This window comes from Halobaculum roseum, assembly GCF_019880245.1.
Classification (GTDB): domain Archaea; phylum Halobacteriota; class Halobacteria; order Halobacteriales; family Haloferacaceae; genus Halobaculum; species Halobaculum roseum.
This window is the reverse complement of record NZ_CP082286.1, coordinates 853,485-877,090: the sequence shown is the minus strand read 5'-3', so window position 1 is coordinate 877,090 and position 23,606 is coordinate 853,485. Positions and strand designations below refer to the sequence as shown.

Here is a 23,606-nt window from a genome sequence, read left to right as displayed (position 1 = left end):
AACCTCGGGTAATCGTGCGGGTATGGAACTCCCCACGCCGCAGGACCTGCGCGAGCGGCGGACCTCGCTCGATCTGACCCAGAGCGCGCTCGCCGAGCGCGCGGACGTGTCGCAGCCGCTGATCGCCCGCATCGAGGGCGGGGACGTGGACCCTCGCCTGTCGACGCTCCGGCGCATCGTCGAGGCGCTCGACGAGGTCGAGGGCGGGGTTGTCCGCGCCCGCGACATCATGCACGAGTCGGTGATCAGCGTCGCGCCCGACCACTCCGTCCGCGAGGCCGTCGACCTGATGGAGGAGGAGGCGTACTCCCAGCTCCCGGTGATCCAGAACGGGACGCCGGTCGGGTCGATATCCTTCTCGGACGTGAACCAGGCCGGCGAGGACGCCGCGGATCTCCCGGTCAGCGAGGTGATGTCGGAGTCGTTCCCGCCGGTGAGCCCGGACGCGACCGTCGACGAGATACGGAACCTGTTGGAGCACTACAAGGCCGTCGTCGTCACCGACGGCGGCGACGCCGTCGGGATCATCACCGAGGCGGACCTGGCGGCGCAGTTGTCCTGAAGCAGCTCTGTTGGGTTCCTCCATCACTACCGGAACCAGTGCAGTAGATCGGTAGAGTCAGAGAATTAACTGATCACCGGCGGGCAGCCCCCCCGTCCACAGTATGACGGATACCCAATGATTTATGCTGAGTAACAGTCGAACCGATATCTATCGTTGAGTTTGCTTGAGCGACACATCGATACCGTCATCGCGGACGACGACCCCACTCTGACGAAACAGATCAGTCCAGGAGATTACCCACTCCCATGAGTCGACGAAACCGATCTACCTTCGCTATCATCGGAGCCTGTCTCGTGATCGGGACACTGGCGCTGGCACCTGTCGTTGCTGGTGCATCCGGGCCGACATCCTCCACCCCCGCCGAGACCACGACTTCGAACACCACTGACGACTTCGGCGCCGCAAGCGGAGATCAAATCGAGTCAGGGAACCCACAGGTGTCCGGCTCCCTCCCCGATGAACGGGTGATACCCACCAGAGTCGACATCGAACGTGTCAATGGAACGGATACCGTACAGTTCACGTACACGTTCGACCTTCCAAGCGACACCGTTCAGTTCGGAATCAGAAGTATCAAATATATTGACAGTTACTCCGTGGTCGAGACGACCGGGTTCGAGGAGGGCCAAGAATTCACGTGGGATACCACAACCTCAACGCCCTCGATCACGGTCGAACATACGCTTCCCGACGAGTCAAACGCCGGGATGCACCGTGTCACGATCCCGTCTCCCTCGGGAGTCATCCAGCGTGGAGATCCCCCAGAGGGGAGGTTCGTTGACTCGGTGTACGAGGAGCCCGTCGGGTTCTACCTGGATACGACCGCTCGGGTCCACGGCGAGGGGACTGTCGCTGGCTCGGAATTTGTCACCGGCGAATACACCGTGTACACCGAGCGCGCGGATGGCAAGGAGATCTCCCTGTTCGTGCCTGATCGGGTCGACATGGCCGTTTCGCCAGAAAAAGCAATTACAGCCCTTGCGGCAACCGAACGCGCAATTGAAGGCGACCCTCATCGGGACGTCTCCGTCTTCGTTCTCGAAGGGCAGATCGCAGCCGGAGGGGCATCGAGTGCAAGCGCAGTGGTACATGCGGGATCTCCCCTCTCGATCTATATTCACGAGACCGCACACATCAATGAGATGACATATTATAACCGAGATATGGCGTGGTTCACCGAGGGCAGCGCCACCTACTACGGGTCGTATTTCGAACCTGTTAACGGCCAGCTCGAATGGCGGCCTGCAACGTTCTTACACAAAACCGATCCCGAGACCAAGTGGCCACAGGGGGACTACCACGAAGACAGCACCCTCGGCGAAGTAGACACCTACGACCGACGGACTAGTTACGAGAAAGGTTCACGGGTGTTGTTCGCCTTGGACGTGAAGCTACGGGAGGCAACTGATGGCGAGGCGACGATACACGACGTGATGTATCGGGTTAACCAACACAGCGGGCAAGGGGGTCTCAACTACACGGAGTTCCGCGGAATCATCGTCGATCTCGCGGGCGAAGACACTGCGTCTTGGCTCGATCCCTACGTCCTGACAGCACAGAACCCACCGAAACCGAACGCCAGTGTGTTCGGCCCGACGCCGAACTTCGCCGACGGGACGACCAACACCAGCGGCGATGCTCGCGGAACGTTTGAGTTCGCCATCACGATACCGTCTGGGGAACAGCAGCGGCTTGAGTCGGCCACGCTGTCGATCGAATCACGGTCGACAACCGTTGCGGCTGTCGTCTCCGATGACAACGACGATGGTCGTGTTACTGTCCGGTTTCAGCCGTATGGGCCCGATGGTGGGACCGGACTCGAAACGGCCGATACTGCGGATGAGATAACTGTCACCGAGGGAACCTTGGAGGACCCGGTTGTATCCGAGGAGCTTCAGGTCAAACTGCTCGTTACGGATGCGAGCGAGTCCTATACGCTTGCTACGCGGTCGATCACCCTTCTGTCGATACCGACGGAGACATCACAGACGGAACCGCCTGCGGCACAGGAACCGGATATCTTCGCCGATCTCACGACCGACCGCGTACGGAACCTCTTCTACGAGTTCGCGTCGAGTCTCTCGCCGTTCGATCTGGTGATCGGTGTACCGTTGAGCCTTGCAGCTGTCCTCCTGTTTATTAAAGCACGAACTGCTGACCAGTAACCGGTGCCTGCAACCGCGGGCGAGATCGGGACCGAAGCCCCGTTGCATCGCCCTCTGTGAGATCTCCACTCGCACGGTGGTCGACCCGCTATTTTCGAGTGACAGTAGCTTCCGTGCGCAATACGAAACTCACGTACCGGCTGTTTCATCGACGGCGGTGTCGATCCAGTAGGAGATCGTTGTCTGCTCGGTTAACAGCACCTAGCTAACGGCTGTTTCAGCGGTAGATGGCTCGAATACGTGGAGATCAACGGAGCCCCTGAGCCCGGAATCAACTCGCGGCCCGCGGCCGGCCCCGTCTACAGCGAGTTCTTGATCTTCTCGAAGAAGCCCTCGCTCACGTCGATCTCCTCGCCGCCGGCCTCAGCGAACTCCTTGAGCGCCTCGCGCTGCTCGCTCGTGAGGTCGTCGGGCGTGACGACCTGCACCTGCACGTACAGGTCGCCGTTGCCGCGTCGACGCAGGCGGGGCATCCCCTTCCCCTTCAGGCGGAACGTCTCCCCGCTCTGGGTGCCGGCCGGTACCTCGAACTCGACGCTCCCGTCGAGCGTCTCCAGCTGGATCGTGTCGCCGAAGACGGCCTGCGGGAACGAGACGGGCTCGGTGAGGTGGAGGTCGGCGCCGTCGCGCTCGAAGCGGTCGTCGCCCTCGACGCGCACCTCGATGAGGAGGTCGCCGTCGCGGGCGCCGGGCTCGCCGGGGGCGCCCTCGCCGTCCATCCGGAGCGTCTGCCCGTCCTCGATGCCCGCGGGCACGTCCACCGTGAGGGTGGTCTCCTCGCGGGTGATCCCCGAGCCGTCACAGACGGCGCAGTCCTCGGAGTACAGCTCGCCCTCGCCCTCGCAGTTGGGACACGTGCCCCGCTGCTGGACGCGCCCGAGCGGCGTCTGCTGCACCTGGGTCACCTGCCCGCGGCCGTCACACTGCGGACACGTCCGCACGTCCGCGTCCTCCGGGTGACCGCTCCCGCCGCACTCCTCACAGCGCGTCGGGCGCGCGACGGAGAACTGCTTGGTGATGCCGTCGTGGGCCTCCTGCAGCGTGATGTCCAGGTTCGTCCGGAGGTCCTTCCCCGGACGCGGACCGCCGCGGCCGCCGCCCCCGCCGCCGAAGAACTCCTCGAAGATGTCGCCGAGGCCGCCCATGCCGCCGCCGCCCATGCCGCCGCCCATTCCGCCGCCGCCGAAGGGGCCGCCGCCCATGCCGCCGCCGGCGCCGCCGGGGCCGCCGTCGAAGCCGCCGCGCTTCTCGGCCTGCTCGAACTGGTCGTGGCCCATCCGGTCGTACGCCTGCCGCTTCTCCTCGTCCGTGAGGACCTCCTTGGCCTTCTTGACCTTCTTGAACTTCTCCTCGGCGTCGGGCTCGTCGCTGACGTCGGGATGGTACTCGGTGGCCTTCTGGCGGTACGCCTGCTTGATCTCCTCCTCGGAGGCGTCCCGCGAGACCCCGAGCACGTCGTAGAAGTCCTCGCTCATTGGTTGTTCGTTGGTTGGTCGCTCGTGCTATTTCAATCGCGTGGCTCGCGGAGGGACTGATCGGGGCCGTGTTCGAGACCGTCGAAACGGATCGGGACAGCTACCGGACCGGCATCGGGGTCGTCCGTCGAGCCAAGCCGCCCTCGGACGCGTACGAGTCCTCGTCGTCGTCCACTGCAGAAACCGAGCGGGGCGAGGTTACTGAAACTACGAGAGCTTCGCTCTCGTGAGCAGACGGGAACGCCGACTACTCGTCGTCGTTCTCGTCCACTACGCCAGAGCGAGCTCTGGCGAGTTGAGCACTCCTCGGACGCTTACGCGTCCTCGTCGTCCTCAACGTCCTCGAAGTCGGCGTCGACGTACTCCTCGTCGTCGCCGTCGGCGGCCGCGCCCGCGCCGGGGCCCTGACCGCCCATGCCGCCCATGCCGCCCGGACCGGCGCCCGCGGCGCCCTCGGGGCCGCCCGCGCCGCCGGGGCCGGCCTGGGCCTGCTGCTGGTACATCTGCTTGCCGATCTCCTGGAGCGCCTCCGAGAGCGACTCGGTGGCGTCCTCGATCTCGTCGGTCTCGGCGTCCTCGTCGGCGAGGACGTCCTGCAGCGCCTCGATCTCCTCGCGGATGTCGGACTCGAGGTCGTCGTCGATCTCCTCCTCGTTCTCGTCGAGGAGCGTCTCGGCGCGCTGGACCGCGCTCTCGGCCTCGTTGCGGGCCTCGATGCGACGGCGACGCTCCTCGTCCTCCTCGGCGTGCTGCTCGGCCTCCTCCTGCATCTGCTCGATCTGTTCGTCGGAGAGACCGGCGCCCCCCTCGATGGTGATCGACTCGGCGTTGCCCGAGCCCTGGTCCTCCGCCTCGACGTTCACGATGCCGTTCTCGTCGATGTTGAACGACACCTCGATCTGCGGGGTGCCCGCGGGCGCCGGCGGGATGCCGGTGAGCTGGAACTCCCCGAGCAGCTCGTTCTCCTCGGCGATCTCGCGTTCGCCCTGGAAGACACGCACCTGCACCGAGGTCTGGTTCGCCGCCGCGGTCGTGAAGATCTTCGACTCCTCGGTCGGGATGGTCGTGTTCTTCTCGATGAGACGCTCGAAGAGGCCGCCCTTCACCTCGATCCCGAGCGACAGCGGCGTCACGTCGAGCAGGACGAGGTCGTCCACGTCGCCCGAGAGCACGCCGCCCTGGATGGCCGCGCCCAGCGCGACCGCCTCGTCGGGGTTGACGTTCTTCTTCGGCTCGGTGCCGAGGATCTCCTCGACCTTGTCCTGCACCTGCGGCATCCGGGTGGAGCCGCCGACGAGGATCACCTCGTCGATGTCGTCGGCGTCGTAGCCGGCGTCCGCGAGCGCCTGCTCGGTCGGCTCGACGGTGCGCTCGATGAGGTCGGCGGTGATGCTCTCGAACGTCGCGCGGGTGATCTCCGTCTCCAGGTGGACCGGGCCGGAGTCGGTCGCCGTGATGAACGGGAGGTTGACGCTGGCCTGCTTGCGCGAGGAGAGCTCGATCTTCGCCTCCTCGGCGGCGTCCTTCAGGCGCTGGAGCGCCTGCCGGTCCTCGCGCAGGTCGATGCCGTGCTCGTTCTCGAACTCGTCGGCGAGGTGGTCGATGATCGCCTCGTCCCAGTCGTCGCCGCCGAGGTCGTTGTCCCCGTTCGTGGCGACGACCTCGTAGACGCCGCCGCCCAGGTCGAGCACGGACACGTCGAAGGTGCCGCCCCCGAGGTCGTACACCATCACCGTCTGGTCGGACTCGTCGTCGAGGCCGTACGCCATCGACGCCGCGGTCGGCTCGTTGACGATGCGCTCGACGTCGAAGCCGGCGATCTCGCCGGCGTCCTTCGTTGCCTGGCGCTGCTTGTCGTTGAAGTACGCGGGGACCGTGATGACCGCCTTCTCCACGTCGTCGCCGAGGTACTCCTCGGCGTCGCGCTTGATCTTCTGGAGGATCATCGCCGAGATCTCCTGGGGTGTGTAGTCCTCCCCGTCGATCTCGACGGAGTAGTCCTCATCGCCCATGTGCCGCTTGATCGACTGGATCGTGCGGTCGGGGTTCTGGACGGCCTGGTTCTTCGCGGGCTTGCCGACGAGCCGCTCGCCGTCGTCGGTGAACGCGACGACGGACGGCGTCGTTCGGTCGCCCTCGCCGTTCACGATGATCTCTGGGTCGTCCCCCTCCATCACCGCGAACGCCGAGTTCGTGGTCCCGAGGTCGATCCCGAGGATCTTGTTGGTCGCCATCTTGGCCCCGAATAGCGCCGCGAGTCCGTTAAACGTTACTAGACAGAGCGTACCGCGGTCTCCCCCCACACCGCCGCCGTGTTGCGATTATCCCGCCGATGGATTCCATCGAGTGGCAACGCTTATCACGAACCGCGAATCCAGCCGGATCGACCCGGTCGCTCGACCCGCCTACTCCAGTGCCTCCGGCCCGTCCCGCAGCACAGCGACCGCGTCCGCGACGATCGCTTCCCGTCCCGTCGACGCGAAGCACTCGTGACCGCCGTCGTACAGCCGGATCCTGTCGGCGGACAGCCGTTCGCCGACGGCGTCGACCCCGACGAGGCCGTCGGTCAGCGTACAGAACGCGACCTCCCCGTCGCCCGCGGCCGGCAGCGACGACTGCGCGCGGCGGACCTCCCGCACGAACGACGGCGACAGCCCGACGGGATCGCGCTCGCTCGGCTCCGCGCGCTCGCCCAGCGTCTCGCGGTCCGGCTCCACCGAGGTGAGTTCCCGGCTCGTCGGGAGGGCTCCGAGCACGCGGAACGGGATCCGCTGACTCGGGTGCAGCCCCCACCACGGGCTGAGGTGGACGGCCCGCTCGGGCAGCACGCCGGCGTCGATGGCGTGAGCGGCGATCAGTCCGCCGGTGCTGTGTGAGAGCACGCGGTCCGCGGCCGGTTCCTCGTCGACGACGGCTGCCAGCGGGTCGAGGTACTCGCGCTCGAAGCGACTGACGTTCGTCGGGATCTCGACGGCCCGGGTGCGGAACCCGGCGTCGGCGAGGGTGTCGAGCAGCCAGCCGACCGCGGGCTGTGCGGGCGTGTTTCCCCACCCCATCACGAACCACAGGGGGTCGCCGTCGACGGGACCGTGGACGGTGACGTTCACACGACTTCGTCTCGCGGCGGCGACAAAACGGTACGCCTACTCGCCGTCGCTAACCGTCACCTGGGCCGCTTCGATCACCTTGTCGGCCATCTCGTACCCCTGCTTGTACACGTCGGCGATGGTACCCTCCGGCTGCTCGGAGTCGACGCGCATCATCACCTCGTGGCGCTCGGGGTCCACCTCCTGCCCCGACTCGGGGTCGATCACCTCGACGTTCTCCTCGGCGAGGATCCGGTCGAACGTCTCCAGCGTGGACTCGACGCCGGGGCGGATGTCGACGTCCTCCTCCTGGTCGAGCGCGCGCACGAGGTTGTCCCGAACCTCGGTGAGGCGGCTCACGAGCGACTCGGTCGCGCGCGCCTTCTCCTGCTCCTGGCGCTTCTTCGCGCGCTTCTTGTAGTTCTGGAAGTCCGCCTTCGTCCGCCGCAGGCTCGACTCCAGTTCCTCCACGCGCTCTGTGGACTCGACGGCCTCGCGTTCGAGGGCGGCGACCTCCGCCGCCAGCGCGTCGTCGTACTTGGCGACCTCGTCGGCCAGCGCGGTCTCGGTCACGTCGTCGCCGTCGCGCTCGGTCGACTCCTGGCGCGCGTCGGTGCCCGCCGCGTCGCCTGCGGCGTCTGTCGCGTCCTCGGGGTCGTCGTGTCCGGCGTCGGCCTCCTCGCTCATACCCCATCGAAGCGGTCGCGCGGAAATACGGATTGCGGATCCGGGCGTGGCCGTCCCCGACGACGGACCGTCCTCCGCGTCGCCCTGCTCGTCGTCGGTGCCGTCCTACTCGTCGCCGCCGTCGCCGCCGGCGTCCGCGGCGGATTCGGCCGCGTCTCGGAGGTCGTCGATCCGGCTCGACAGTATCGACAGCGCCGCGTCGGCGTCCATGTACCCCTGGTCGTACTCCCCGTACACGTCGTCGGCGCCCGCCAGGAACGCCGCGACGGCCTCGTGCATCCCGGCGCCGGTGCTGTCTCCCTCGCCGTCACCTGCGCCGTCGCCGCCGTTCTCGTCGTTCATACGCGTCGCTTCGGCGGTCCCCCTTGTGTGGTTTGCGGGCGAGGCGGGGCGACGGTCAACGCGGTCCTCGCGAACCGGACGGGCTGACGGTCTGTCGCGCCAGTCACTCGTCCGCGTCGGCGACGCACACCACCCCGGCCCCGTCGAGCGAGAACCGATAGCCGGCGTAGGTGAACTGCGCCTTCGCTCCGGTGTCCGGGGCGCAGATCCTGTCGAGCGACGCCGGATCGACCGAGTAGTGGAGGGCCGGAAGCGTCTCCGGGGGCGCCTCGCGAAGCGCCGAGACGACCAGCGGGACGAGCAGGCTGGGGGGCGTCGCGTCCGGGTCGAACGTCCCCCGATAGGCGCCCGTCTCCGGCTCGTACCGGAGGACGGTGTCGCCGTCGACCGTCAGGTTGCCGGGGTCGGTCCGGTCAGCGTCGCGGTCCTCGTCGGTCATCCGGAGGCGCGTGTCGAGTCGCCGGAGGCGGCGAGTTCCCCGGCCACACGCTCGATCCGTTTGAGCGACTCCAGCGTCCCGGTTTCGAACCCCTCGAACCGAACCGTTCCCGCGTCGGTGTCGTAGTCGATCACGCCGGAATCGGCCATCTTCGGCAGATGGACGTGCGTCAGCGAGATCGACACCCGCTCGACGATAGCGGGGTCGACGGAGCCGTCTCCGGGTGTTGCAGCCGTGCTTCCCGGCTCCCCTTCGACGGACTCCATCGACGCGACGGCGGCGGCGAGCCGTCCGACCGTGATATCGCCGGTTCCAGTCCGGTTCCGGAGATACCGGAGGACCGTCCGCCTCCGTCGGTCTTCGATCAACGCGAACACGTCGTCGGTCGTCTCTCCGCGTGCTGTCGTCACGCTTCGACCGAGAACGTCCGATAAAAAAGTGGTTCTGACGGACCCGTCGAAAGGGTCAGTGACCACCCTTCAGCGTGGTTCGGACCGCGTCCGTCAGCGTCGTGACGACCCGTTCCCCGTCCCGGTCGCGGGTGACGAGTTCGTCCTCGGCAAGCCGGCACAGGTGGTGACAGACCGTGCTCGGCGCGCGGTCGAGCCGTTCCGCCAGCTCGCTCACGGTTGTCGGCTCGTTGTGCCACACGGAGTGCAGCACGGCCCGGCTCGCACCGTCGGCGAGCGCGGCCTCCAGCGTCCGGCTCCGTTCCCCGGACAGCGCGGGGAACAGTCGCTTCTTCCCGCGGATCTTCTCCGTCTCGACCAGTCCCTCGCGTTCGAGGACTCGGCCGTGGTACCGGACGGTCGACACCGGCTCGCCGACGGCGTCGGCGATCCCGGCGAGGTGGATGCCGGGCGTGTCGGCGACCGTGTCGTGCATCCGGCGGCGCGTCTCGTGATCGAGCGCGTCCGAGCCGTCGCCCCCGAACCGGCTGTACCCCGCGATGGGGATCAGCACGTGCGGCGAGTCGGCTACCGCCGCCGTGGTTCCCGCCGCGATCGTCCGCACGCCGGTCGTGACCGCGTCGCCGGGGGAGTCGGCGGGTCCGTCGATCGTCCTCCCGGCGTCGTTCGAGCCGCCGGCGGCGGGGACGGGTACGGCTCCCGACGGGTGGGTCGCGGGGAGCGCGCTCGCCGGCCCCGCGATCGCGACGCCGACGGCGACGAGCACGAGCACGAGCGTCGCGCGTTGCCGCGGTGTTCGGGTCATGGTTCGATACCGGGCGGAGCGCCCCGTCCGCTCGGGGCGCCGCCCCAACGGGGATATCGAACGGTCGAAGATAAACGGACCTGCCGAACGGCTTCCGAACGGATACAGGGTGGTTACCGTTGGCACGGTCGACCACCGACGGCGGACTTATGCGCAGCGGAGACCCATCCCCGGCCGTGTCGTCGGTCACGCTCACCTTCGAGGACGGGACGGTCCGGGTCGCCGGCTCGGCCGCCGCCGGCGCCGATCTCGACGGCCTTCCGGGCGTCGAGACGGACGCGCGCTCGGACGCCCGCCGCGCGCCCGCCCACCGCTACCGCGAGATCCGCGACGCCCTCGGCGACCGCGGCCGCGACGTGGACGACCGCGTGCTCGATCTCCCGCCGCTCCCGCCGCTCGACTCCGGCTACACCCTCCGCGAGTACCAGCGCGAGGCGCTCGACGCCTGGGAGGGGAACGACCGCCGGGGGGTGCTCGAACTCCCGACCGGGAGCGGGAAGACGGTGATCGCGCTGGCGGCGATCGCGGCCGCGGGGACGCCGGCGCTCGTCGTCGTCCCGACCGTCGACCTGCTGGAGCAGTGGCACCGCGAACTCTCCGCGACGTTCGACGTGCCCGTCGGCCGCCTCGGCGGCGGCGAGCAGACCGTCGAGGCGCTCACGGTCGCCACGTACGACTCGGCGTACCTCCGCGCGGACGATCTGGGTGACCGCTTCGGCCTGCTCGTCCTCGACGAGGTCCACCACCTCGGCGGCGAGGGGTACCGGGACATCGCGCGGCTGTTCGTCGCGCCCGCGCGCCTGGGCCTGACGGCGACGTTCGAGCGCCCCGACGGCGCCCACGAGGCGGTCGCCGACTTGGTCGGCCCGGTCGTGTACGATCTCGACCCCGACGACCTCGCCGGCGAGCACCTCGCCGACTACGAGGTCCGCCGGATCGAGGTGGAGCTGTCGGGGGCGGAGCGCGAGCGCTACGAGGAGGCGCAGGGTACCTTCGTCGACTACGTCCGCGACGCGGGGATCCGGTTCACGTCCGGCTCGGACTACCAGGAGCTCGTGAAGCGTTCGGGGAACGATCCGCGCGCCCGCGAGGCGCTGCTCGCCAAACAGCGCGCCCGCGAAGTGATGATGAACGCCGACGCGAAGCTCGACCGGCTCGGCCGCATCCTCGACCGCCACCGCGGCGAGCGCGTCATCGTCTTCACCGCCCACACCGCGCTCGTCTACCGCATCTCCGAGCGGTTCCTGATCCCCGCGATCACCGCCGAAACCGGGACCGAGGAGCGCCGGGAGACGCTCTCGCGGTTCCGCGAGGGTACGTACTCGCGGGTGGTCGCGGCGAACGTGCTCGACGAGGGCGTCGACGTGCCGGAGGCCAGCGTCGGCGTCATCCTCTCGGGCAGCGGCTCGGAGCGGGAGTTCACCCAGCGGCTCGGCCGGATCCTCCGCCCCGGTGACGACGGCGCGAAGACGGCGACGCTGTACGAACTCGTGACGAACGAGACGGCCGAGGAACGGGTCGCGCAGCGGCGTCGGTAGCGACGCACACGGCGGCGTCGGTGGCGACTCACGCGAACGCCGGATTCAGACGATCTCGACGCGCATCGACCCGCTGCGGTTGAACGATTCGAACGACAGCGAGGTTTCGAGCGTCGCCTCGGTTCGCTCGCCGGGAGCGACGGTCACGTCCCGAGAGACGGTTTCCTCGCGCTCCTCGCCGTCCACGGTGGCGCTCACGGTCGCGACCACGGTGCCGGTTCGCTCCTCGCCGCCGCGGTTCTCGACGGTGACGCGGACGAGTAAGTCGCCGTCGTCGCCCTCCGCGTCGGTGAAGTCGGTGATGACGAGCCCCTCGCCGGGCCCCGCCGTCGCCTCCGGCGAGCGCGGCGGCGTCAGCGGACCGGACGGGTCGGCCGAGTTCGTGCAGCCGGCGAGCGCGGCGACGCCGCTGGCGGCGGCGAGGCGAGCGCCCGTCGCGAGCAGGCGCCGGCGGTTCACGTCGACCCGGTTTCGCGGATCCGGCATGAACCTTGTCCATCGCGACGTGGGACGGCGGCGTCTCGTCGCCGTGATCCCCTGACGCCAACCCGAAGGCGGACGGGCAACACCGCCGCCGCTTTATCGCCCGGGACGGTACGTCCCGCGACGACCGTGATCACGAAGGACATCCTGCGCGTCAGTCGCCGCGGCGGCTACCGGCCGCAGTTCGTCGCCGGCGACCCGGACGGTCGCCGCCTCGCCGCGCGCGTGTTCGGCGTGTATCAGGGCCACGTCGGCGAGCGTCGGAGCGACCTCGACGAGTCGCTGGAGGCGCTCGAACGGGAGGCCGACGACTATAAGCTCGTGCGCGGGTTCGCCGCTCTCCTCGACCGCGAGGCCGTCTTCGAGACGCGCGCGCCGCTCCCGCCCCGGCGCGCGCGCCGGGTCGCCTTCGAGGCCGCGGAGGCGGTCGGGGTCGCCGACGCCGACGACCGGGCGGCGGCACTCGACCGCGCGGGCGACCGTCTCGGCGTCGACTCCGACGAGATCGAGGCGTCGCTGTACGCCGACCGCGACGCGAACCGGGTGCTCGCCGACTTCGACCCGCGCTGGGGCCCCGAGGAGCTGCTCGTCCAGTACGACCTCTCGCTGGCGCAAACGGCGCTGTTCGACGCGACGGAGGTGCGCGTGCGTTCGACGGACCCGAAGGCGCTCGTCTCGGCCGCCAAGCGCCTCGGCCTCCTGTACGAGATCCGCGTGCGCGAGGGGGAGGGTCCGACCGACCGCGAGGTAGTGATCACCGGTCCCGACGCCCTCTTTCGCCGGACGCGACGCTACGGAACCGCCTTCGCCCGGCTCCTGCGCACCGTCGCCGCGACCGCCGACGAGTGGACGCTTTCGGCCGACATCGACGACCGCGGGCGCGAGTACCTGCTGGAACTCGACGACGGGGACGTGTCCGTCCCGGGCGTCGAACCCTTGGCCGAACCGGCGTTCGACTCCGGCGTCGAGGCCGACTTCGCCGCCCGGTTCCGGGCGCTGGACCTCGACTGGGACCTCACCAGGGAGCCCGAGCCGCTCCGCGTCGGCGCGAGCGTGATGATCCCCGACTTCGCGTTCGAGTACCGCCACGCCGACTTCCGCGTGTTCTTCGAGGTGATGGGCTTCTGGACGCCGGAGTACGTCGAGAAGAAGCTCGCCCAGCTCGCTGACGTGGAGGACGTGGAGCTCGTCGTCGCCGTCGACGAGAGCCTCGGCGTGGGCGAGGAGATCGCCGCCCGCGACCACCGCGTCGTCACCTACTCGGGGACCGTCCGCGTGAAGGACGTGGTCGACGTGCTCCGGGGGTACGAGGCCGACCTCGCCGACGAGGTGACCGCCGACCTCCCCGACGAGCTGGCCCCCGAGGACGACGTGATCTCGGTCTCGGACGTGGCCACCGAGCACGGGGTTCCGGTCGACGCGCTGGAGGACGTTGCGTTCCCGGAGCACCGCCGGCTCGGCGGGACGCTCGTGCGACCCGCGGTGCTGGAGCGCGTGGGCGAGGAGATCGAGGCCGGGATGTCCCTGTCGGAGGCGGAGACCGTCCTCGCCGACGCCGGGCTCACCGACGCGAGCGCGTCGCTGTCGGCGCTGGGGTACCGCGTCGAGTGGGAGGGACTGGGTGGCGGGACGGTGCGGGAGAAGTGAGCCCCCAGGAAGCTACACGAACGGCAACAGCTCCCCGAACGGGACGGTCCAGCTCATCGCGTGTGCCGTCGCCGGCACGACGAGGTTGCGGGTCCGCTCGTAGGCGTACCCCCAGATAACGCCGGGGACGAGCGCGGACAGCCCCCAGTACAGGCTCCCGTCGAACGCCACGGCGGGCGTGAGCAGGCCGACCAGAAAGTGCAGCAGCCCGAACACGGCCGCCGACAGGAGCACGGTTTCGACGGTCCCGAACCACTCGCGGAGTCGACCCTGCACGATGCCGCGGAAGACGAGTTCCTCCGCGGGAGCGGCGAACAGGTACAGTCCGACGAACGCGACGGGCCACAGCATCGGCGATGACAGCAGATCGACGCGACCGCCGCCGCCGGGCATCGGCTCCGGAAGCCCGATCGCCGACAGGGCCGCCGCACCGGCCACGCCGACCACGGGCACGCCGAGCGCCGCGATGGCCGTCCACGCGATATCGCCCCGGGTCGGGATCCGAACCGAGACGAACCGATCCACCTCGGAGACCCACGCGAGATAGCCGATCGCGAACCCCGCGAACCCGACCTGGATCAGGTTCCCGGAGACGACCCGGAACGCGTCCGCTCCGGCCACCAGCGGCCGCACGGTCGCGCTGATCGAGAGGATGGCGACAAGCCCCGCCAGCAGCGCGCCGACGCAGACCCCGGCAACCGCCAGCACGGCGCCGACTCGTGGTCCGAACGGGAGCCGTTCGGCGATAGCGGTCACGATCCTGCCTCTCGTTGCGACGACTCGATGCACACCGAATGGAGGGCGGCAAACGACATCACCGAGTGCTGTCGAAGGGACACCAATAAACGTTCGTGATCGTTGATACCTCGTCGCGGACGGCGCTCACGTCGGCCGCCCGGGGCGAGGACGATGACGAACCCGACCGACCCGTGCAGGTGCGGCCGTTACAGCTCCGGAAGCTCCTCCTGGTACCCCTTCGGCACGACCGACCGGAGCTCGTCGTAGAGGTACAATCCCACGCCGATCGGCACCTGCCCGCCCGCGAGTTCGTGCGCCGCGATCAGGTATCCCCAGTCGCCGTCCCACTCGGTGAGGTCCTGGTCGTGGCCCGCGGCGAACGCCGTCGCCTGCCCCGGCGACAGTTCGATGACGTTCCTCGTCGCGAGGTGGCCCCACTTCCTGACCGCCGTCGTCGTCGGCTTCCAGTGCTCCTGTCGGGTGCGCAGGACCGTCATCCCGACGCCCTCGCGCTCCTGCGGGCTGGGGAGGTCGTCCGCGAAGACCCAGATCTTCCCCTTGCCCTTCTCCCAGAAAGTGTGACCCGCGAACGTCTCCGGCTCGATCCCGAAGCGTTCCTCCCACCAGTCGAGTACCTCCGCGCGGGTCGCGCGTCCCTCCACCTCGCGCTCGGCGGCGGTCGCGGGCAGCCGGTCGAACTGGCTCCCGTCGTTGCCGGGGGCGCCCTCGCCGTCGGATCCGTCCGTCACGCTCCCACCCCCTCACCCTCCCCGCCGACACGCAACTTCGCGAGGAAGAACCCGCCCGTGTCGTTGTGGTGAGGATAGATCCGCGTTGCTCGCGTCACCTGCCGGTCGTACTCCTCGCCCTTCCACTCCGTGACCCCCGAAACCGACTCCAGCGGGCAGTCCCACTCGACTACTCGGCAGTCCTCCTCGCGGAGCACGTGATCCAGCACTGCCTCGTTCTCCTCGGGCGCGAACGTGCACGTCGAGTAGACGACCGTGCCGCCCGTGCGCGTCGCCTGCACCGCCCGTCGGAGGATCCCCTTCTGGATGCCCGCGACCTCGTGGACGTGATCGAGCGTCCAGGTGTCGAACGCGTCCGGGTTCTTGCGGATCGTCCCCTCACACGAACAGGGCGCGTCGACGAGCGTCGCGTCGAACTCGTCGAAGCCGAACCCGTTGAGCGAGTAGTTGCGGGCGTCCTGCTGATCGACGACGAGGTTCGTCACGCCCAGCCGCTCTGCGTTGTGCCGCAGCGCCGAGAGGCGCCCGAGGCTGGTGTCGTTGCCGACGAGTATCCCGGTGTCGTCCATCAGCGCCGCGAGGTGGGTGGTCTTGCTCCCCGGCGCTGCGCAGGTGTCCCACACACGCGTCCCGGGATCGGGGTCGAGCGCGATGGCGGGGAGACACGACACCTCCTCCTGCCCGTGGACCCAGCCGTGGGCGTACGGCCACGTCGTCCCCGGCGAGCGGTCGGCCATCCGGAACAGGCCGTCGTGCCAGTCGACGCGCTCGTAGTCGGTTCCCTCCTCGTCGAACGCGCGGGCGACGCGGTCGGCGTCGATCGCGAGCGTGTTGACGCGCACGACCGACGGGAGCGGCCGGTCGCAGGCGGCCCGAAACGCCGCCTCGTCGTCGACGAGTGGGGCGTACCTGTCGAGCACGCCGCCGTCATCGTTCATACGCACGAGTCCGCGTCGCCGGAGTTGTCCCTTTCGGACGCCGCCGCGACCTAGGTTTATGACCGAGAGCGGTCGAGTACGGGTATGGGACACATCGACGTGGTCTCCGAGCGCGAGTTCGACGACCCGGTGCTCGTGGAGGGGTTCCCCGGCGTCGGGCTGGTCGGAAAGATCGTCGCCGACCACCTCGTCGAGACGCTCGACACGGAGCTGTACGCGACCGTCCACTGCGACGGCCTGCCCGCGGCGGCCGCCTACGCCGCCGGCGACCGCGCGGTCACGACGCCCGTGCGGCTGTACGCCGACCGGAACTCCGACCTGCTGATCCTCCAGTCGGACGTGCCCGTCTCCCCGGACGCCGCCGAGGAGTTCGCGGGCTGCATCGAGGGCTGGTTCCGCGAGGAGTCCGTGACGCCGCTGTACATCGCGGGGCTGCGCGCCGGCCGCGACGGCGAGGCCGAGGGGTCGCCGACGCTGCGTGGGATCGCCGTCGGCGGCGCTGACGGCGTCCTCGACGGGCTCGACGTGCCGGTCCCCGAAGCCGCCGGGCTCGTCTCCGGACCGACCGGCGCGTTGCTGGCACACGCGATGGAGACCGACCTCCCGGCGGTCGGGCTGGTCGTCGACGCCGACCCGCAGTTCCCGGATCCCGGCGCCGCCCGGGTCGTGCTCGAGTCGGTCGTCGAGCCCCTCGCGGGGGTGGACGCCGACGGGACGAGTCTGGAGACGCACGCGGAGCGGATCCGCCGCGCCAAGGAGCAACTGGCGGCGCAGATGCAGGGGGGCGAGGAGAACGTCTCGCAGGCCCAGCAGCTCCGGATGTACCAGTAGCCGCCCCGACGGGACCGTCCGAGGGAAACGCCTAACACCGCCGGCGCCGCCGGTTCCCTCATGACGACGTTCTCCGACCGCGTGGAGCGCATCTCCATCAGCGGCATCCGCGAGGTGTTCGAGGCCGCCGGCGCCGACGCGATCAACCTCGGGCTCGGCCAGCCGGACTTCCCGACCCCCGAGCACGCCAAGCGCGCGGCGATCGACGCCATCGAGGCCGGCGACACCGACGGGTACACCGGCAACAAGGGCACCCTCGAACTCCGGGAGGCCATCGCCGACAAGCACGCCCGCGACCAGGGGGTCCAGGTCGACCCCGGCGACGTGATCGCGACCGCCGGCGGCAGCGAGGCGTTGCACCTCGCGATGGAGGCCCACGTGGATCAGGGACAGGAGGTGCTCATCCCCGACCCGGGGTTCGTCGCCTACGACGCCCTGACGAAGCTCGCGGGCGGCGAACCCGTCCCCGTCCCGTTGCGCGAGGACCTGACGATCGACCCCGCTGCCGTCGAGGACGCGATCACCGACGACACGGCCGCGTTCGTCGTCAACTCCCCCGGCAATCCCACAGGGACCGTCTCCTCGGAGGCGGACGTGAAGGAGTTCGCGCGCATCGCCCGCGAGCACGACGTGTTGTGCATCTCCGACGAGGTGTACGAGCACTTCGTCTTCGACGGCGACCATCACTCGCCGATCGAGTACGAGCGCGACAACGTCGTCGTGGTCAACGCCGCCTCGAAGGCGTACTCGATGACCGGCTGGCGCCTCGGCTGGGTCACGGGCGCCAGCGACCGGATCGAGCGCATGCTCCGGGTCCACCAGTACGTCCAGGCGTGCGCGTCCGCCCCGGCCCAGTACGCCGCCGAGGCCGCCCTCTCCGGGCCGCAGGGCGTCGTCGACGAGATGCACGCGGCCTACGAGCGCCGCCGCGACCTCGTCGTCGAGGGTCTCGCCGACGCCGGGCTCGACTGCCCGACGCCACAGGGCGCCTTCTACGCGATGCCGCGCGTCCCCGAGGGCTTCGTCGACGAGTGCATCGAGCGCGGCGTCGTCGTCGTCCCCGGCGAGGCGTTCGGCGAGCACGGCGCCGGCCACGCGCGCATCTCCTACGCCACCGGCGAGGACGACCTGGAGGCGGCGCTGGCGATCATGGCCGAGGCCGCCGAGGCGGTGCGGTGACGATGGCCGGCGGCGAGTTCGACCCCGACCTCGACGCCGACCACGGCGCCCGTCCCGACTCGCCCGAGGCGCTGCGCGAGTCCATCCCCGCGTGCGACCGCGTCGCCTACTTCAACACGGGCGCGACCGGCCCCTCGCCGGGGCGCGTCCTCGACGCCGCGGCCGCCTGGGAGCGGTACCACAAGGTCGACGTGCTCGCCGACGCCGACCCCTACGAGGTCGCCTTCGACGAGTACGAGCGCCTGCGGGAGCGACTCGCCGCGTTCCTCGGCGCGCCGAGCGAGGCGGTCGGCCTCACCGAGAGCACCGCCGACGGCGTCAGCGCCGTCGCCGCCGCCCTCGACTGGGAGCCCGGCGACGTGGTCGTCCGCACAGACCTGGAGCACCCGGCGGGGACGCTCCCGTTCGACCGGCTCGAACGCCGCCGCGGCGTCGAGGTTCGCGTCGTCGACACCGAGGACGATCGGATCGACACGGACGCGTTCGCCGACGCCGTCGCCGACGCGGACCTCGCCTGCTTCTCGTCGCTGTCGTGGAACTACGGCACCCGGCTCCCGGTCCGGGAGCTGTGTGAGATCGCCGCCGACGCGGGCGCGTTCTCCCTCGTCGACGCGGTACAGTCGCCGGGCCAGCGCCCGCTGTCGGTGCCCGAGTGGGGCGCCGACGCCGTCGCCTGCTCGGGGCACAAGTGGTGTCTCGGGCCGTGGGGCGCCGGGCTCCTGTACGTCGACCCGGCCGTCGAGGACGACCTGCACCCGGCGCAGGTCAGCTACCGGAGCGTCGACGACGCCGGGGACGGCGAATACGACCTGAACCCGGGCGGCGCGCGCTTCGAGCGCGGCACCGCGTCGCTGGCGCCGCATGTCGGACTCCGCGAGGCCGTCGGGACGTTGGAGTCCGTCGGGCTCGACGCCGTCGGCGACCGCGTGTCGGAGCTGGCGAGCCGGCTGACCGACCGGGTCGACGACGACCGCCTGCTGTCGCCCGACGACCCGGAATCGGGCCTCGTGACCGTCGACGTGGCCGACCCCGAGGCGACCGTCGAGCGCCTCCACGGGGAGGGGATCGTGATCCGCGATCTCCCTGACCCGGTGGCGGTCCGGGCGTCCGTTCACGCGTTCAACACGGAAGCGGAGGTCGATCGGCTGGCCGAGGCGCTGAACGCGGAACCGTAGCCGGACGACGCCGGCGGCCTCGACTACGATGCCGACGGCAACTACGACGCCGTCGAGACGATCTTGATCACGTCACCCTCCTCGAGCTCGGTGTCCTCGCCGATCCGGCGGTCGGCGCGGGCGTCGACCGCGTGGAGGTAGCCGTCGCCGATGTCGGTGTGGACGGCGTACGCGAGGTCCTTGGGACCGCTGCCGCTCGGGAGCAGGAACGCGTCCGGGAGGACGTTCCCCTTCGCGTCGGTCCAGTGCGTCTCGTTCTGGACGGGGAAGGCGGTGATCAGATCGAGGAGCCCGTACACCGCCTCGTTCAGCGCCCCCTGCACGCCGGTCCCGCCGAACTCGTCCACCACCTCGCGGATCCGTTCGAGCCCCTCCTCCTGCTGGTCGCTGAGGTCGCCGACGACCTCGAAGTCCGCGTCGCCGGGGTCGTACTCGATGGCGCCGGCCTCGGCCGCGCGCCGGAGCGCCAGTTCGCCGTCGGCGGTCGCGGGGACCACGGGCTTGTCGGTCTCGCGCAGACGCTCGATGTTCTCCGGGGGCGCGATGTCGGCCTTGTTCGCCACGAGCACGATCGGCTTCGTCCGGGCGCGGATCGCCGCCGCCAGCTGCTCGCGGTCCTCGTCGCTCCACTGGATCGGGTCGTCGGGGTACTCCAGCCCCCGCAACACGATCGTCACGTCGTGTTCGGTCGCGCCGAAGCCGGTCAGCAGGTCGGTAAGGGCCTCCTCGAGATCGAAGTCGGGCGAGCGCGACTTCCGCTCGACGGACTCCCAGTTGCGGTCGAGGATACCCGCGAGCCAGGCGTCCATCTCGGCCTCGATGAAGTCGACCTCCTCGACGGGGTCGTACTCGCCGACCTCGACGGGTTCCCCCTCGGCGTTCGTCGCGCCGGCGGCGTCGACGACCTGGAGGATCACGTCGGCGTCGGTGAGCGCGTCGAGGAACTGGTTGCCCAGTCCCTTCCCCTCGTGGGCCCCCGGCACGAGCCCCGCCACGTCGAGCAGCTCGACGGGGACGTACCGCTTGCCGTCGTGGCAGTCCTCGTCGCCGCAACGCTCCTCCCGGTCGAGACACGGGCAGTCGGTGCGGACGTGGGTGACGCCCCGGTTCGGGTCGATCGTGGTGAACGGGTAGTTGCCCACGTCCACCTCGGCCATCGTCGCGGCAGTGTAGAAGGTGGACTTGCCCGCGTTGGGCTTGCCCGCGAGCGCGATGGAGATCATGGGGCAGCATCGACCGCGCCTCCGAAAGGCGCTTTCGGTCCGGCTGACCTGGCGGTTCGCACGCCGACAGTCGCCCCGGGGAGTTACGGCGACGGACGACGACGCTCGCTCCATGGTCGTTCCCTCGCCGGTCGCGGACGGCCTCCTCCTCGCCGTCGGCGTCGCGGCGCTGTGGGCCGGCGCCCGCCTGCTGGTCGGCTCCTCGGTCCGCCTGGCGCGCCGGGTCGGACTCTCCGAGCTGGTGATCGGGCTGACGGTCGTCGCCGTGGGCACCTCCAGCCCGGAGATCGTCGTCACCGTCGGCGCCGCCGTCGACGGCGCCGGCGACCTCGCCGTCGGCAACGTGATCGGCTCGAACCTCTACAACCTCGCGGTCGTCCTCGGCGCCGTCGCGGTCGTCGGCCCGTTCGCGGTCGAGCCCCGGATCGTCCGGCGCGAGGGGGTCGCGCTGGTGGCCGCGACGCTGGCGGGCGCGCTCGCGGTGTCGGACCTCCGGGTAACGCCCGCCGAGGGCGGCGCGCTCCTCGCGCTGCTGGTCGGCTACGTCGCCGTCTCGCTGCGCGCGGGCGTCGACGACGGGCGGGCCGACGCGGACGCCCGGACTGAAGACGATTCACTGCCCGACGGCGATTCTCCGAGCGATGGCGACGCCCCGGCCGGCGGCGATGCCCCGACGGACGGCGACGACGCCCCCACGGACGGCGGCATCGTCGGGAACTCCTTCGAAACCGATCCCGTCGACCTCTCCACGCCGGCGCGACGGATCGCGGACGGGCCCGCCCGGGACCTGCTTCTGGTGATCGCCGGCGTCGCCGTCGTCGTCGCCGGCGGGGACCTCCTCGTCGACGCGGCGGTCGGGCTCGCGCGGGCGGCCGGCGTCTCCGAGTGGGTGATCGGCGGCACCGTCGTCGCGGCCGGCACCTCGACGCCGGAGTTCGCCGTGTCGCTCGTGGCGGTTCGCCAGGGGAGCCTCGGCGTCTCCGTCGGCAACGTCGTCGGGTCGAGCGTGTTCAACGTCCTCGGCGTGCTCGGGCTCGCGGCCCTGTTGACGCCGCTTTCGGTCGCTCCCGAGGCGCTGGTGAGCGTGGGGTGGCTCGTCGCCGTGACCGTCGCGGTCGTCGCCGCGCTGTGGTCCGGCCGGCGGCTCACCCGTCCGGAAGGGATCGTGCTCGCGCTCTCGGAGGCTCTCCGGTGGACGCTCAGCCTGCTTCGTATCGTCGGATGAGCGATCTCTCCGGTCCGAGCCGTCCGCTTAACTACCCCCGTAGGCTATCACCGACCATGACCACGCTCTCGTTCGACGAGACCGGCGTCGACGTCGTCTATCAAGGGACCGAGTTCCGCTTGGAGAAGGACCTGATCGAGGAGGCGACCCGCAAGTCGTACATGGACGTGACCGACCACGAGGTACTGAAGATCGTCGAGGAGCGCCCCTCGCTGTCCGGCGAGCCGCGCCGCATCGGCGACATCGTCTGAGGGGAGGAAGCAGGGCCGCGGCCGAACCTGACCGTCGGTACGCCGGGGAGAGTTTACCGTCGACCCAACGTCGTTCCGATCGGGTCGTCGCCGTCGGGGACCGTCTCGCGGTGGAGCCGCCCGGCGACCTCGTCGGCGAGCGTCCGCAGGTTCACCGTGTCGTCGCGGTTGTACGAGACCAGCCGCTCCAGCGCCCGTTCGTCGCCGCGCTCGTACTCGTGCCACAGCCGAACCGCGTCGCGGCCGGTGATGTCCGGGCCGTCGCGGTCGATCCCGAGCTCGTTCTCGATCGGTTTCAGGCCCCCCGTCAGCCCGAGCGTCCGGCACGGGTACATGAGATCGAGATGGGGCGTGTCGATCTCCATCCCGAAGGAGGTCTCCAGGAACGGCACGTCGAAGCGCGTCCCGTTGAACGTCACCAGCAGGTCCGCCTCGCGGAACTGCTCGCGCAGCGTCGCCGCCGACAGGTCCCGCCCCTGCACGAGCGTCGTCGTCTCGCCGTCGCGGTGGAACGAGACGGTCGTGACCCGGTCGCGCTCGTGAGAGAGGCCGGTCGTCTCGATGTCGAAGAAGCACGCGCCGTCGCGGAAGTCCTCGTACAGCCGCCAGCGCTCGCCCGAGGGGAACGCCCGGTCGAAGAAGGGCGCGTCGCGGTCGTCGAGGCGCTCGGTCGCCTCGTCGATGAACGACTCGATGCGCGAGGCGGTCGTCGCACCCACGCCCGGCGCGCGCTCCTGCCGGAACTCGTCCCACTCGCGGATGTCGTTCTCCCACATGCGGCGCTCGGTCGTCGCGCCGACCCCCTCGACCGGAATGAAGCTGTTTTTGATGCGCATGGTTGTGCGCGACCGCGGGCGGCGGGACGAGCCGTCGCCCCGATTCCGCGGCCGTCGTGTCGGTCGATGTGGGGGCGCACCGAGGCTAAAGGGTTCTGTTGCGCCCCGTCCGACTCCCGTTCCTCGCTGGCGACGCATGCGGTACTGCCCGGTCTCGATGCGCGTGAGCTCGCCCCCCAACGACGAACCGTCGCTGATCGAGGAGCGAACCGCTCGGTGACCCTCGACTCCGAGCGGTCGCGCTCTCGGTGTCTCCCCGATGCCTACTTGCGCTCGGCCGTGTACCCGACTGTGTGGCGAACCGTCCGGAACGCTTCGATCGGGCCGACCTCATCCAACAGCTGACCGGCGCGTTGCTGATCGCGGGTGGACTGTTGATCCCCGGCGACGTCTGGGAGGTCGCCGCGGGGATGAGCCTCCGGCGAGCGGTCGCCGCGGTCGCGATCGCGCTGACGCTCACCTACCTCGCCCTCTACACCGCCGTCGAGCGCCGCGACCCCTCGGCCGGACGAACCGTGGCCGGGCTCCCCCTGCGGTTCCTCTCGACGGTCGCCATCGCGGTCGGCGTCTCCCTGCTGATCGTCCTCCTGTACGGGCTCCCGCTCGAGGGCGCGCGCTCGGCCGTCGAGACGACGAAGGCGGTGCTGGTCGCGACGTTCTTCACCGTCCTCGTGGCGGCCGTCGCGGACGTGGCCGCCGGCTGAACGCGACGCGCTCGGCCGGGCGACCGGTTCGTGAAGCGAACACCTCCCCTCTTCGCCGGATGTCGTCATCGGACAGTTCCGCCCGCAACACTCGCGAGCGCCCGCCTCAGGGTTC

24 protein-coding genes are annotated in these 23,606 nt (G+C 69.9%); 10 read left to right on the top strand and 14 right to left on the bottom strand.

Annotated elements, in window-relative coordinates:
• The first annotated feature begins 22 nt into the window (after positions 1–22).
• Together K6T36_RS04430 and K6T36_RS04425 are read left to right on the top strand one after the other, a co-directional pair.
• Positions 23–562 (top strand): CBS domain-containing protein, encoded by a 540-nt coding sequence (locus K6T36_RS04430; RefSeq protein ID WP_222608226.1) that lies wholly within the window; start codon positions 23–25, stop codon positions 560–562.
• A 296-nt stretch (positions 563–858) separates the two neighbouring features.
• Positions 859–2,730: a M61 metallopeptidase family protein gene (locus tag K6T36_RS04425; RefSeq protein ID WP_222922773.1), complete on the top strand. Its 1,872-nt coding sequence runs from the start codon at positions 859–861 to the stop codon at positions 2,728–2,730.
• A gap of 299 nt (positions 2,731–3,029) precedes the next feature.
• Here K6T36_RS04425 and dnaJ read toward each other — a convergent pair whose 3' ends face one another.
• The 8 genes from dnaJ to K6T36_RS04385 all read right to left on the bottom strand — a co-directional run bounded on the left by dnaJ (position 3,030) and on the right by K6T36_RS04385 (position 9,974).
• A complete protein-coding gene (gene dnaJ, locus K6T36_RS04420; protein ID WP_222922772.1) occupies positions 3,030–4,205 on the bottom strand; it encodes a molecular chaperone DnaJ in 1,176 nt (391 codons plus the stop codon).
• A gap of 314 nt (positions 4,206–4,519) precedes the next feature.
• Positions 4,520–6,439 carry a molecular chaperone DnaK gene (gene dnaK / locus K6T36_RS04415; protein WP_222922771.1) on the bottom strand — a complete coding sequence of 640 codons (1,920 nt, stop codon included), beginning with the start codon at positions 6,437–6,439 and terminating at the stop codon, positions 4,520–4,522.
• Positions 6,440–6,610: 171 nt separating this feature from the next.
• Positions 6,611–7,312, bottom strand: a complete 702-nt coding sequence (locus K6T36_RS04410; protein WP_222922770.1) for an alpha/beta fold hydrolase — start codon at positions 7,310–7,312, stop codon at positions 6,611–6,613.
• A gap of 36 nt (positions 7,313–7,348) precedes the next feature.
• Positions 7,349–7,978 (bottom strand): nucleotide exchange factor GrpE, encoded by a 630-nt coding sequence (locus K6T36_RS04405; RefSeq protein ID WP_222922769.1) that lies wholly within the window; start codon positions 7,976–7,978, stop codon positions 7,349–7,351.
• A 105-nt stretch (positions 7,979–8,083) separates the two neighbouring features.
• Positions 8,084–8,320 (bottom strand): hypothetical protein, encoded by a 237-nt coding sequence (locus K6T36_RS04400; protein WP_222923488.1) that lies wholly within the window; start codon positions 8,318–8,320, stop codon positions 8,084–8,086.
• Positions 8,321–8,423: 103 nt separating this feature from the next.
• The gene (locus K6T36_RS04395; protein ID WP_222922768.1) at positions 8,424–8,759 is read right to left on the bottom strand and encodes a HalOD1 output domain-containing protein; all 336 of its coding nucleotides are present in this window, start codon (positions 8,757–8,759) and stop codon (positions 8,424–8,426) included.
• Entirely contained in the window at positions 8,756–9,169 is a 414-nt protein-coding gene (locus K6T36_RS04390; protein ID WP_222922767.1) for a DUF7344 domain-containing protein, read from the bottom strand. Before K6T36_RS04390 ends, K6T36_RS04395 begins: the two co-directional genes overlap by 4 nt.
• Before the next feature lie 55 nt (positions 9,170–9,224).
• Positions 9,225–9,974: a winged helix-turn-helix transcriptional regulator gene (locus tag K6T36_RS04385; protein WP_222922766.1), complete on the bottom strand. Its 750-nt coding sequence runs from the start codon at positions 9,972–9,974 to the stop codon at positions 9,225–9,227.
• 149 nt (positions 9,975–10,123) lie between these two features.
• Here K6T36_RS04385 and K6T36_RS04380 point away from each other — a divergent pair, with 149 nt between their 5' ends.
• Positions 10,124–11,512, top strand: coding sequence for a DEAD/DEAH box helicase (locus K6T36_RS04380; RefSeq protein WP_222922765.1), 1,389 nt, complete (start codon positions 10,124–10,126; stop codon positions 11,510–11,512).
• Positions 11,513–11,557: 45 nt separating this feature from the next.
• Here K6T36_RS04380 and K6T36_RS04375 read toward each other — a convergent pair whose 3' ends face one another.
• Positions 11,558–11,998, bottom strand: coding sequence for a DUF1616 domain-containing protein (locus tag K6T36_RS04375; protein WP_222922764.1), 441 nt, complete (start codon positions 11,996–11,998; stop codon positions 11,558–11,560).
• A gap of 126 nt (positions 11,999–12,124) precedes the next feature.
• Here K6T36_RS04375 and K6T36_RS04370 point away from each other — a divergent pair, with 126 nt between their 5' ends.
• Positions 12,125–13,642: a DUF790 family protein gene (locus K6T36_RS04370; RefSeq protein WP_222922763.1), complete on the top strand. Its 1,518-nt coding sequence runs from the start codon at positions 12,125–12,127 to the stop codon at positions 13,640–13,642.
• A gap of 12 nt (positions 13,643–13,654) precedes the next feature.
• On the opposite strand, the gene K6T36_RS04365 is transcribed toward K6T36_RS04370, so the two are convergent.
• From K6T36_RS04365 to K6T36_RS04355, 3 genes are all read right to left on the bottom strand, one after another.
• Positions 13,655–14,398, bottom strand: a complete 744-nt coding sequence (locus tag K6T36_RS04365) for a CPBP family intramembrane glutamic endopeptidase (RefSeq protein ID WP_222922762.1) — start codon at positions 14,396–14,398, stop codon at positions 13,655–13,657.
• A 188-nt stretch (positions 14,399–14,586) separates the two neighbouring features.
• Positions 14,587–15,129 carry a DUF7122 family protein gene (locus K6T36_RS04360; protein WP_222922761.1) on the bottom strand — a complete coding sequence of 181 codons (543 nt, stop codon included), beginning with the start codon at positions 15,127–15,129 and terminating at the stop codon, positions 14,587–14,589.
• Positions 15,126–16,067, bottom strand: coding sequence for an RsmB/NOP family class I SAM-dependent RNA methyltransferase (locus K6T36_RS04355; RefSeq protein WP_222922760.1), 942 nt, complete (start codon positions 16,065–16,067; stop codon positions 15,126–15,128). The genes K6T36_RS04360 and K6T36_RS04355 overlap by 4 nt, the downstream gene beginning before the upstream one ends.
• An 84-nt stretch (positions 16,068–16,151) precedes the next feature.
• Between K6T36_RS04355 and K6T36_RS04350 the strand changes: the two genes are divergently transcribed.
• From K6T36_RS04350 to K6T36_RS04340, 3 genes are read left to right on the top strand one after another with little or no spacing between them, the layout of a single operon-like run.
• Positions 16,152–16,898 (top strand): proteasome assembly chaperone family protein, encoded by a 747-nt coding sequence (locus K6T36_RS04350; RefSeq protein WP_222922759.1) that lies wholly within the window; start codon positions 16,152–16,154, stop codon positions 16,896–16,898.
• Positions 16,899–16,958: 60 nt separating this feature from the next.
• Positions 16,959–18,077 carry a pyridoxal phosphate-dependent aminotransferase gene (locus K6T36_RS04345; RefSeq protein WP_222922758.1) on the top strand — a complete coding sequence of 373 codons (1,119 nt, stop codon included), beginning with the start codon at positions 16,959–16,961 and terminating at the stop codon, positions 18,075–18,077.
• A gap of 2 nt (positions 18,078–18,079) precedes the next feature.
• Positions 18,080–19,252 carry an aminotransferase class V-fold PLP-dependent enzyme gene (locus K6T36_RS04340; protein ID WP_222923358.1) on the top strand — a complete coding sequence of 391 codons (1,173 nt, stop codon included), beginning with the start codon at positions 18,080–18,082 and terminating at the stop codon, positions 19,250–19,252.
• Between the two features lie 41 nt (positions 19,253–19,293).
• On the opposite strand, the gene K6T36_RS04335 is transcribed toward K6T36_RS04340, so the two are convergent.
• On the bottom strand, positions 19,294–20,475 hold the full coding sequence (locus K6T36_RS04335; protein WP_222922757.1) for a redox-regulated ATPase YchF: 1,182 nt from the start codon (positions 20,473–20,475) through the stop codon (positions 19,294–19,296).
• A 112-nt stretch (positions 20,476–20,587) separates the two neighbouring features.
• Here K6T36_RS04335 and K6T36_RS04330 point away from each other — a divergent pair, with 112 nt between their 5' ends.
• The gene (locus K6T36_RS04330; RefSeq protein WP_222922756.1) at positions 20,588–21,700 is read left to right on the top strand and encodes a sodium:calcium antiporter; all 1,113 of its coding nucleotides are present in this window, start codon (positions 20,588–20,590) and stop codon (positions 21,698–21,700) included.
• A gap of 56 nt (positions 21,701–21,756) precedes the next feature.
• Positions 21,757–21,951, top strand: coding sequence for a DUF5800 family protein (locus tag K6T36_RS04325; protein WP_222922755.1), 195 nt, complete (start codon positions 21,757–21,759; stop codon positions 21,949–21,951).
• 53 nt (positions 21,952–22,004) lie between these two features.
• Here K6T36_RS04325 and K6T36_RS04320 read toward each other — a convergent pair whose 3' ends face one another.
• Positions 22,005–22,787, bottom strand: a complete 783-nt coding sequence (locus K6T36_RS04320) for a ribonuclease H-like domain-containing protein (RefSeq protein ID WP_222922754.1) — start codon at positions 22,785–22,787, stop codon at positions 22,005–22,007.
• A gap of 293 nt (positions 22,788–23,080) precedes the next feature.
• On the opposite strand from K6T36_RS04320, the gene K6T36_RS04315 reads away from it, so the two are divergent.
• Positions 23,081–23,491 carry a hypothetical protein gene (locus K6T36_RS04315; RefSeq protein WP_222922753.1) on the top strand — a complete coding sequence of 137 codons (411 nt, stop codon included), beginning with the start codon at positions 23,081–23,083 and terminating at the stop codon, positions 23,489–23,491.
• Positions 23,492–23,606 lie beyond the last annotated feature (115 nt).

What these genes read in the sequence shown, in the direction of transcription:
- K6T36_RS04430 (WP_222608226.1), top strand. Translation starts at nt 23, where the DNA reads ATGGAACTCCCCACGCCGCAGGACCTGCGCGAGCGGCGGACCTCGCTC.
- dnaJ (WP_222922772.1), bottom strand. Translation starts at nt 4,205, where the DNA reads ATGAGCGAGGACTTCTACGACGTGCTCGGGGTCTCGCGGGACGCCTCC.
- dnaK (WP_222922771.1), bottom strand. Translation starts at nt 6,439, where the DNA reads ATGGCGACCAACAAGATCCTCGGGATCGACCTCGGGACCACGAACTCG.
- K6T36_RS04405 (WP_222922769.1), bottom strand. Translation starts at nt 7,978, where the DNA reads ATGAGCGAGGAGGCCGACGCCGGACACGACGACCCCGAGGACGCGACA.
- K6T36_RS04400 (WP_222923488.1), bottom strand. Translation starts at nt 8,320, where the DNA reads ATGAACGACGAGAACGGCGGCGACGGCGCAGGTGACGGCGAGGGAGAC.
- K6T36_RS04395 (WP_222922768.1), bottom strand. Translation starts at nt 8,759, where the DNA reads ATGACCGACGAGGACCGCGACGCTGACCGGACCGACCCCGGCAACCTG.
- K6T36_RS04385 (WP_222922766.1), bottom strand. Translation starts at nt 9,974, where the DNA reads ATGACCCGAACACCGCGGCAACGCGCGACGCTCGTGCTCGTGCTCGTC.
- K6T36_RS04380 (WP_222922765.1), top strand. Translation starts at nt 10,124, where the DNA reads ATGCGCAGCGGAGACCCATCCCCGGCCGTGTCGTCGGTCACGCTCACC.
- K6T36_RS04375 (WP_222922764.1), bottom strand. Translation starts at nt 11,998, where the DNA reads ATGCCGGATCCGCGAAACCGGGTCGACGTGAACCGCCGGCGCCTGCTC.
- K6T36_RS04355 (WP_222922760.1), bottom strand. Translation starts at nt 16,067, where the DNA reads ATGAACGATGACGGCGGCGTGCTCGACAGGTACGCCCCACTCGTCGAC.
- K6T36_RS04350 (WP_222922759.1), top strand. Translation starts at nt 16,152, where the DNA reads ATGGGACACATCGACGTGGTCTCCGAGCGCGAGTTCGACGACCCGGTG.
- K6T36_RS04345 (WP_222922758.1), top strand. Translation starts at nt 16,959, where the DNA reads ATGACGACGTTCTCCGACCGCGTGGAGCGCATCTCCATCAGCGGCATC.
- K6T36_RS04340 (WP_222923358.1), top strand. Translation starts at nt 18,080, where the DNA reads ATGGCCGGCGGCGAGTTCGACCCCGACCTCGACGCCGACCACGGCGCC.
- K6T36_RS04335 (WP_222922757.1), bottom strand. Translation starts at nt 20,475, where the DNA reads ATGATCTCCATCGCGCTCGCGGGCAAGCCCAACGCGGGCAAGTCCACC.
- K6T36_RS04330 (WP_222922756.1), top strand. Translation starts at nt 20,588, where the DNA reads ATGGTCGTTCCCTCGCCGGTCGCGGACGGCCTCCTCCTCGCCGTCGGC.
- K6T36_RS04325 (WP_222922755.1), top strand. Translation starts at nt 21,757, where the DNA reads ATGACCACGCTCTCGTTCGACGAGACCGGCGTCGACGTCGTCTATCAA.
- K6T36_RS04320 (WP_222922754.1), bottom strand. Translation starts at nt 22,787, where the DNA reads ATGCGCATCAAAAACAGCTTCATTCCGGTCGAGGGGGTCGGCGCGACG.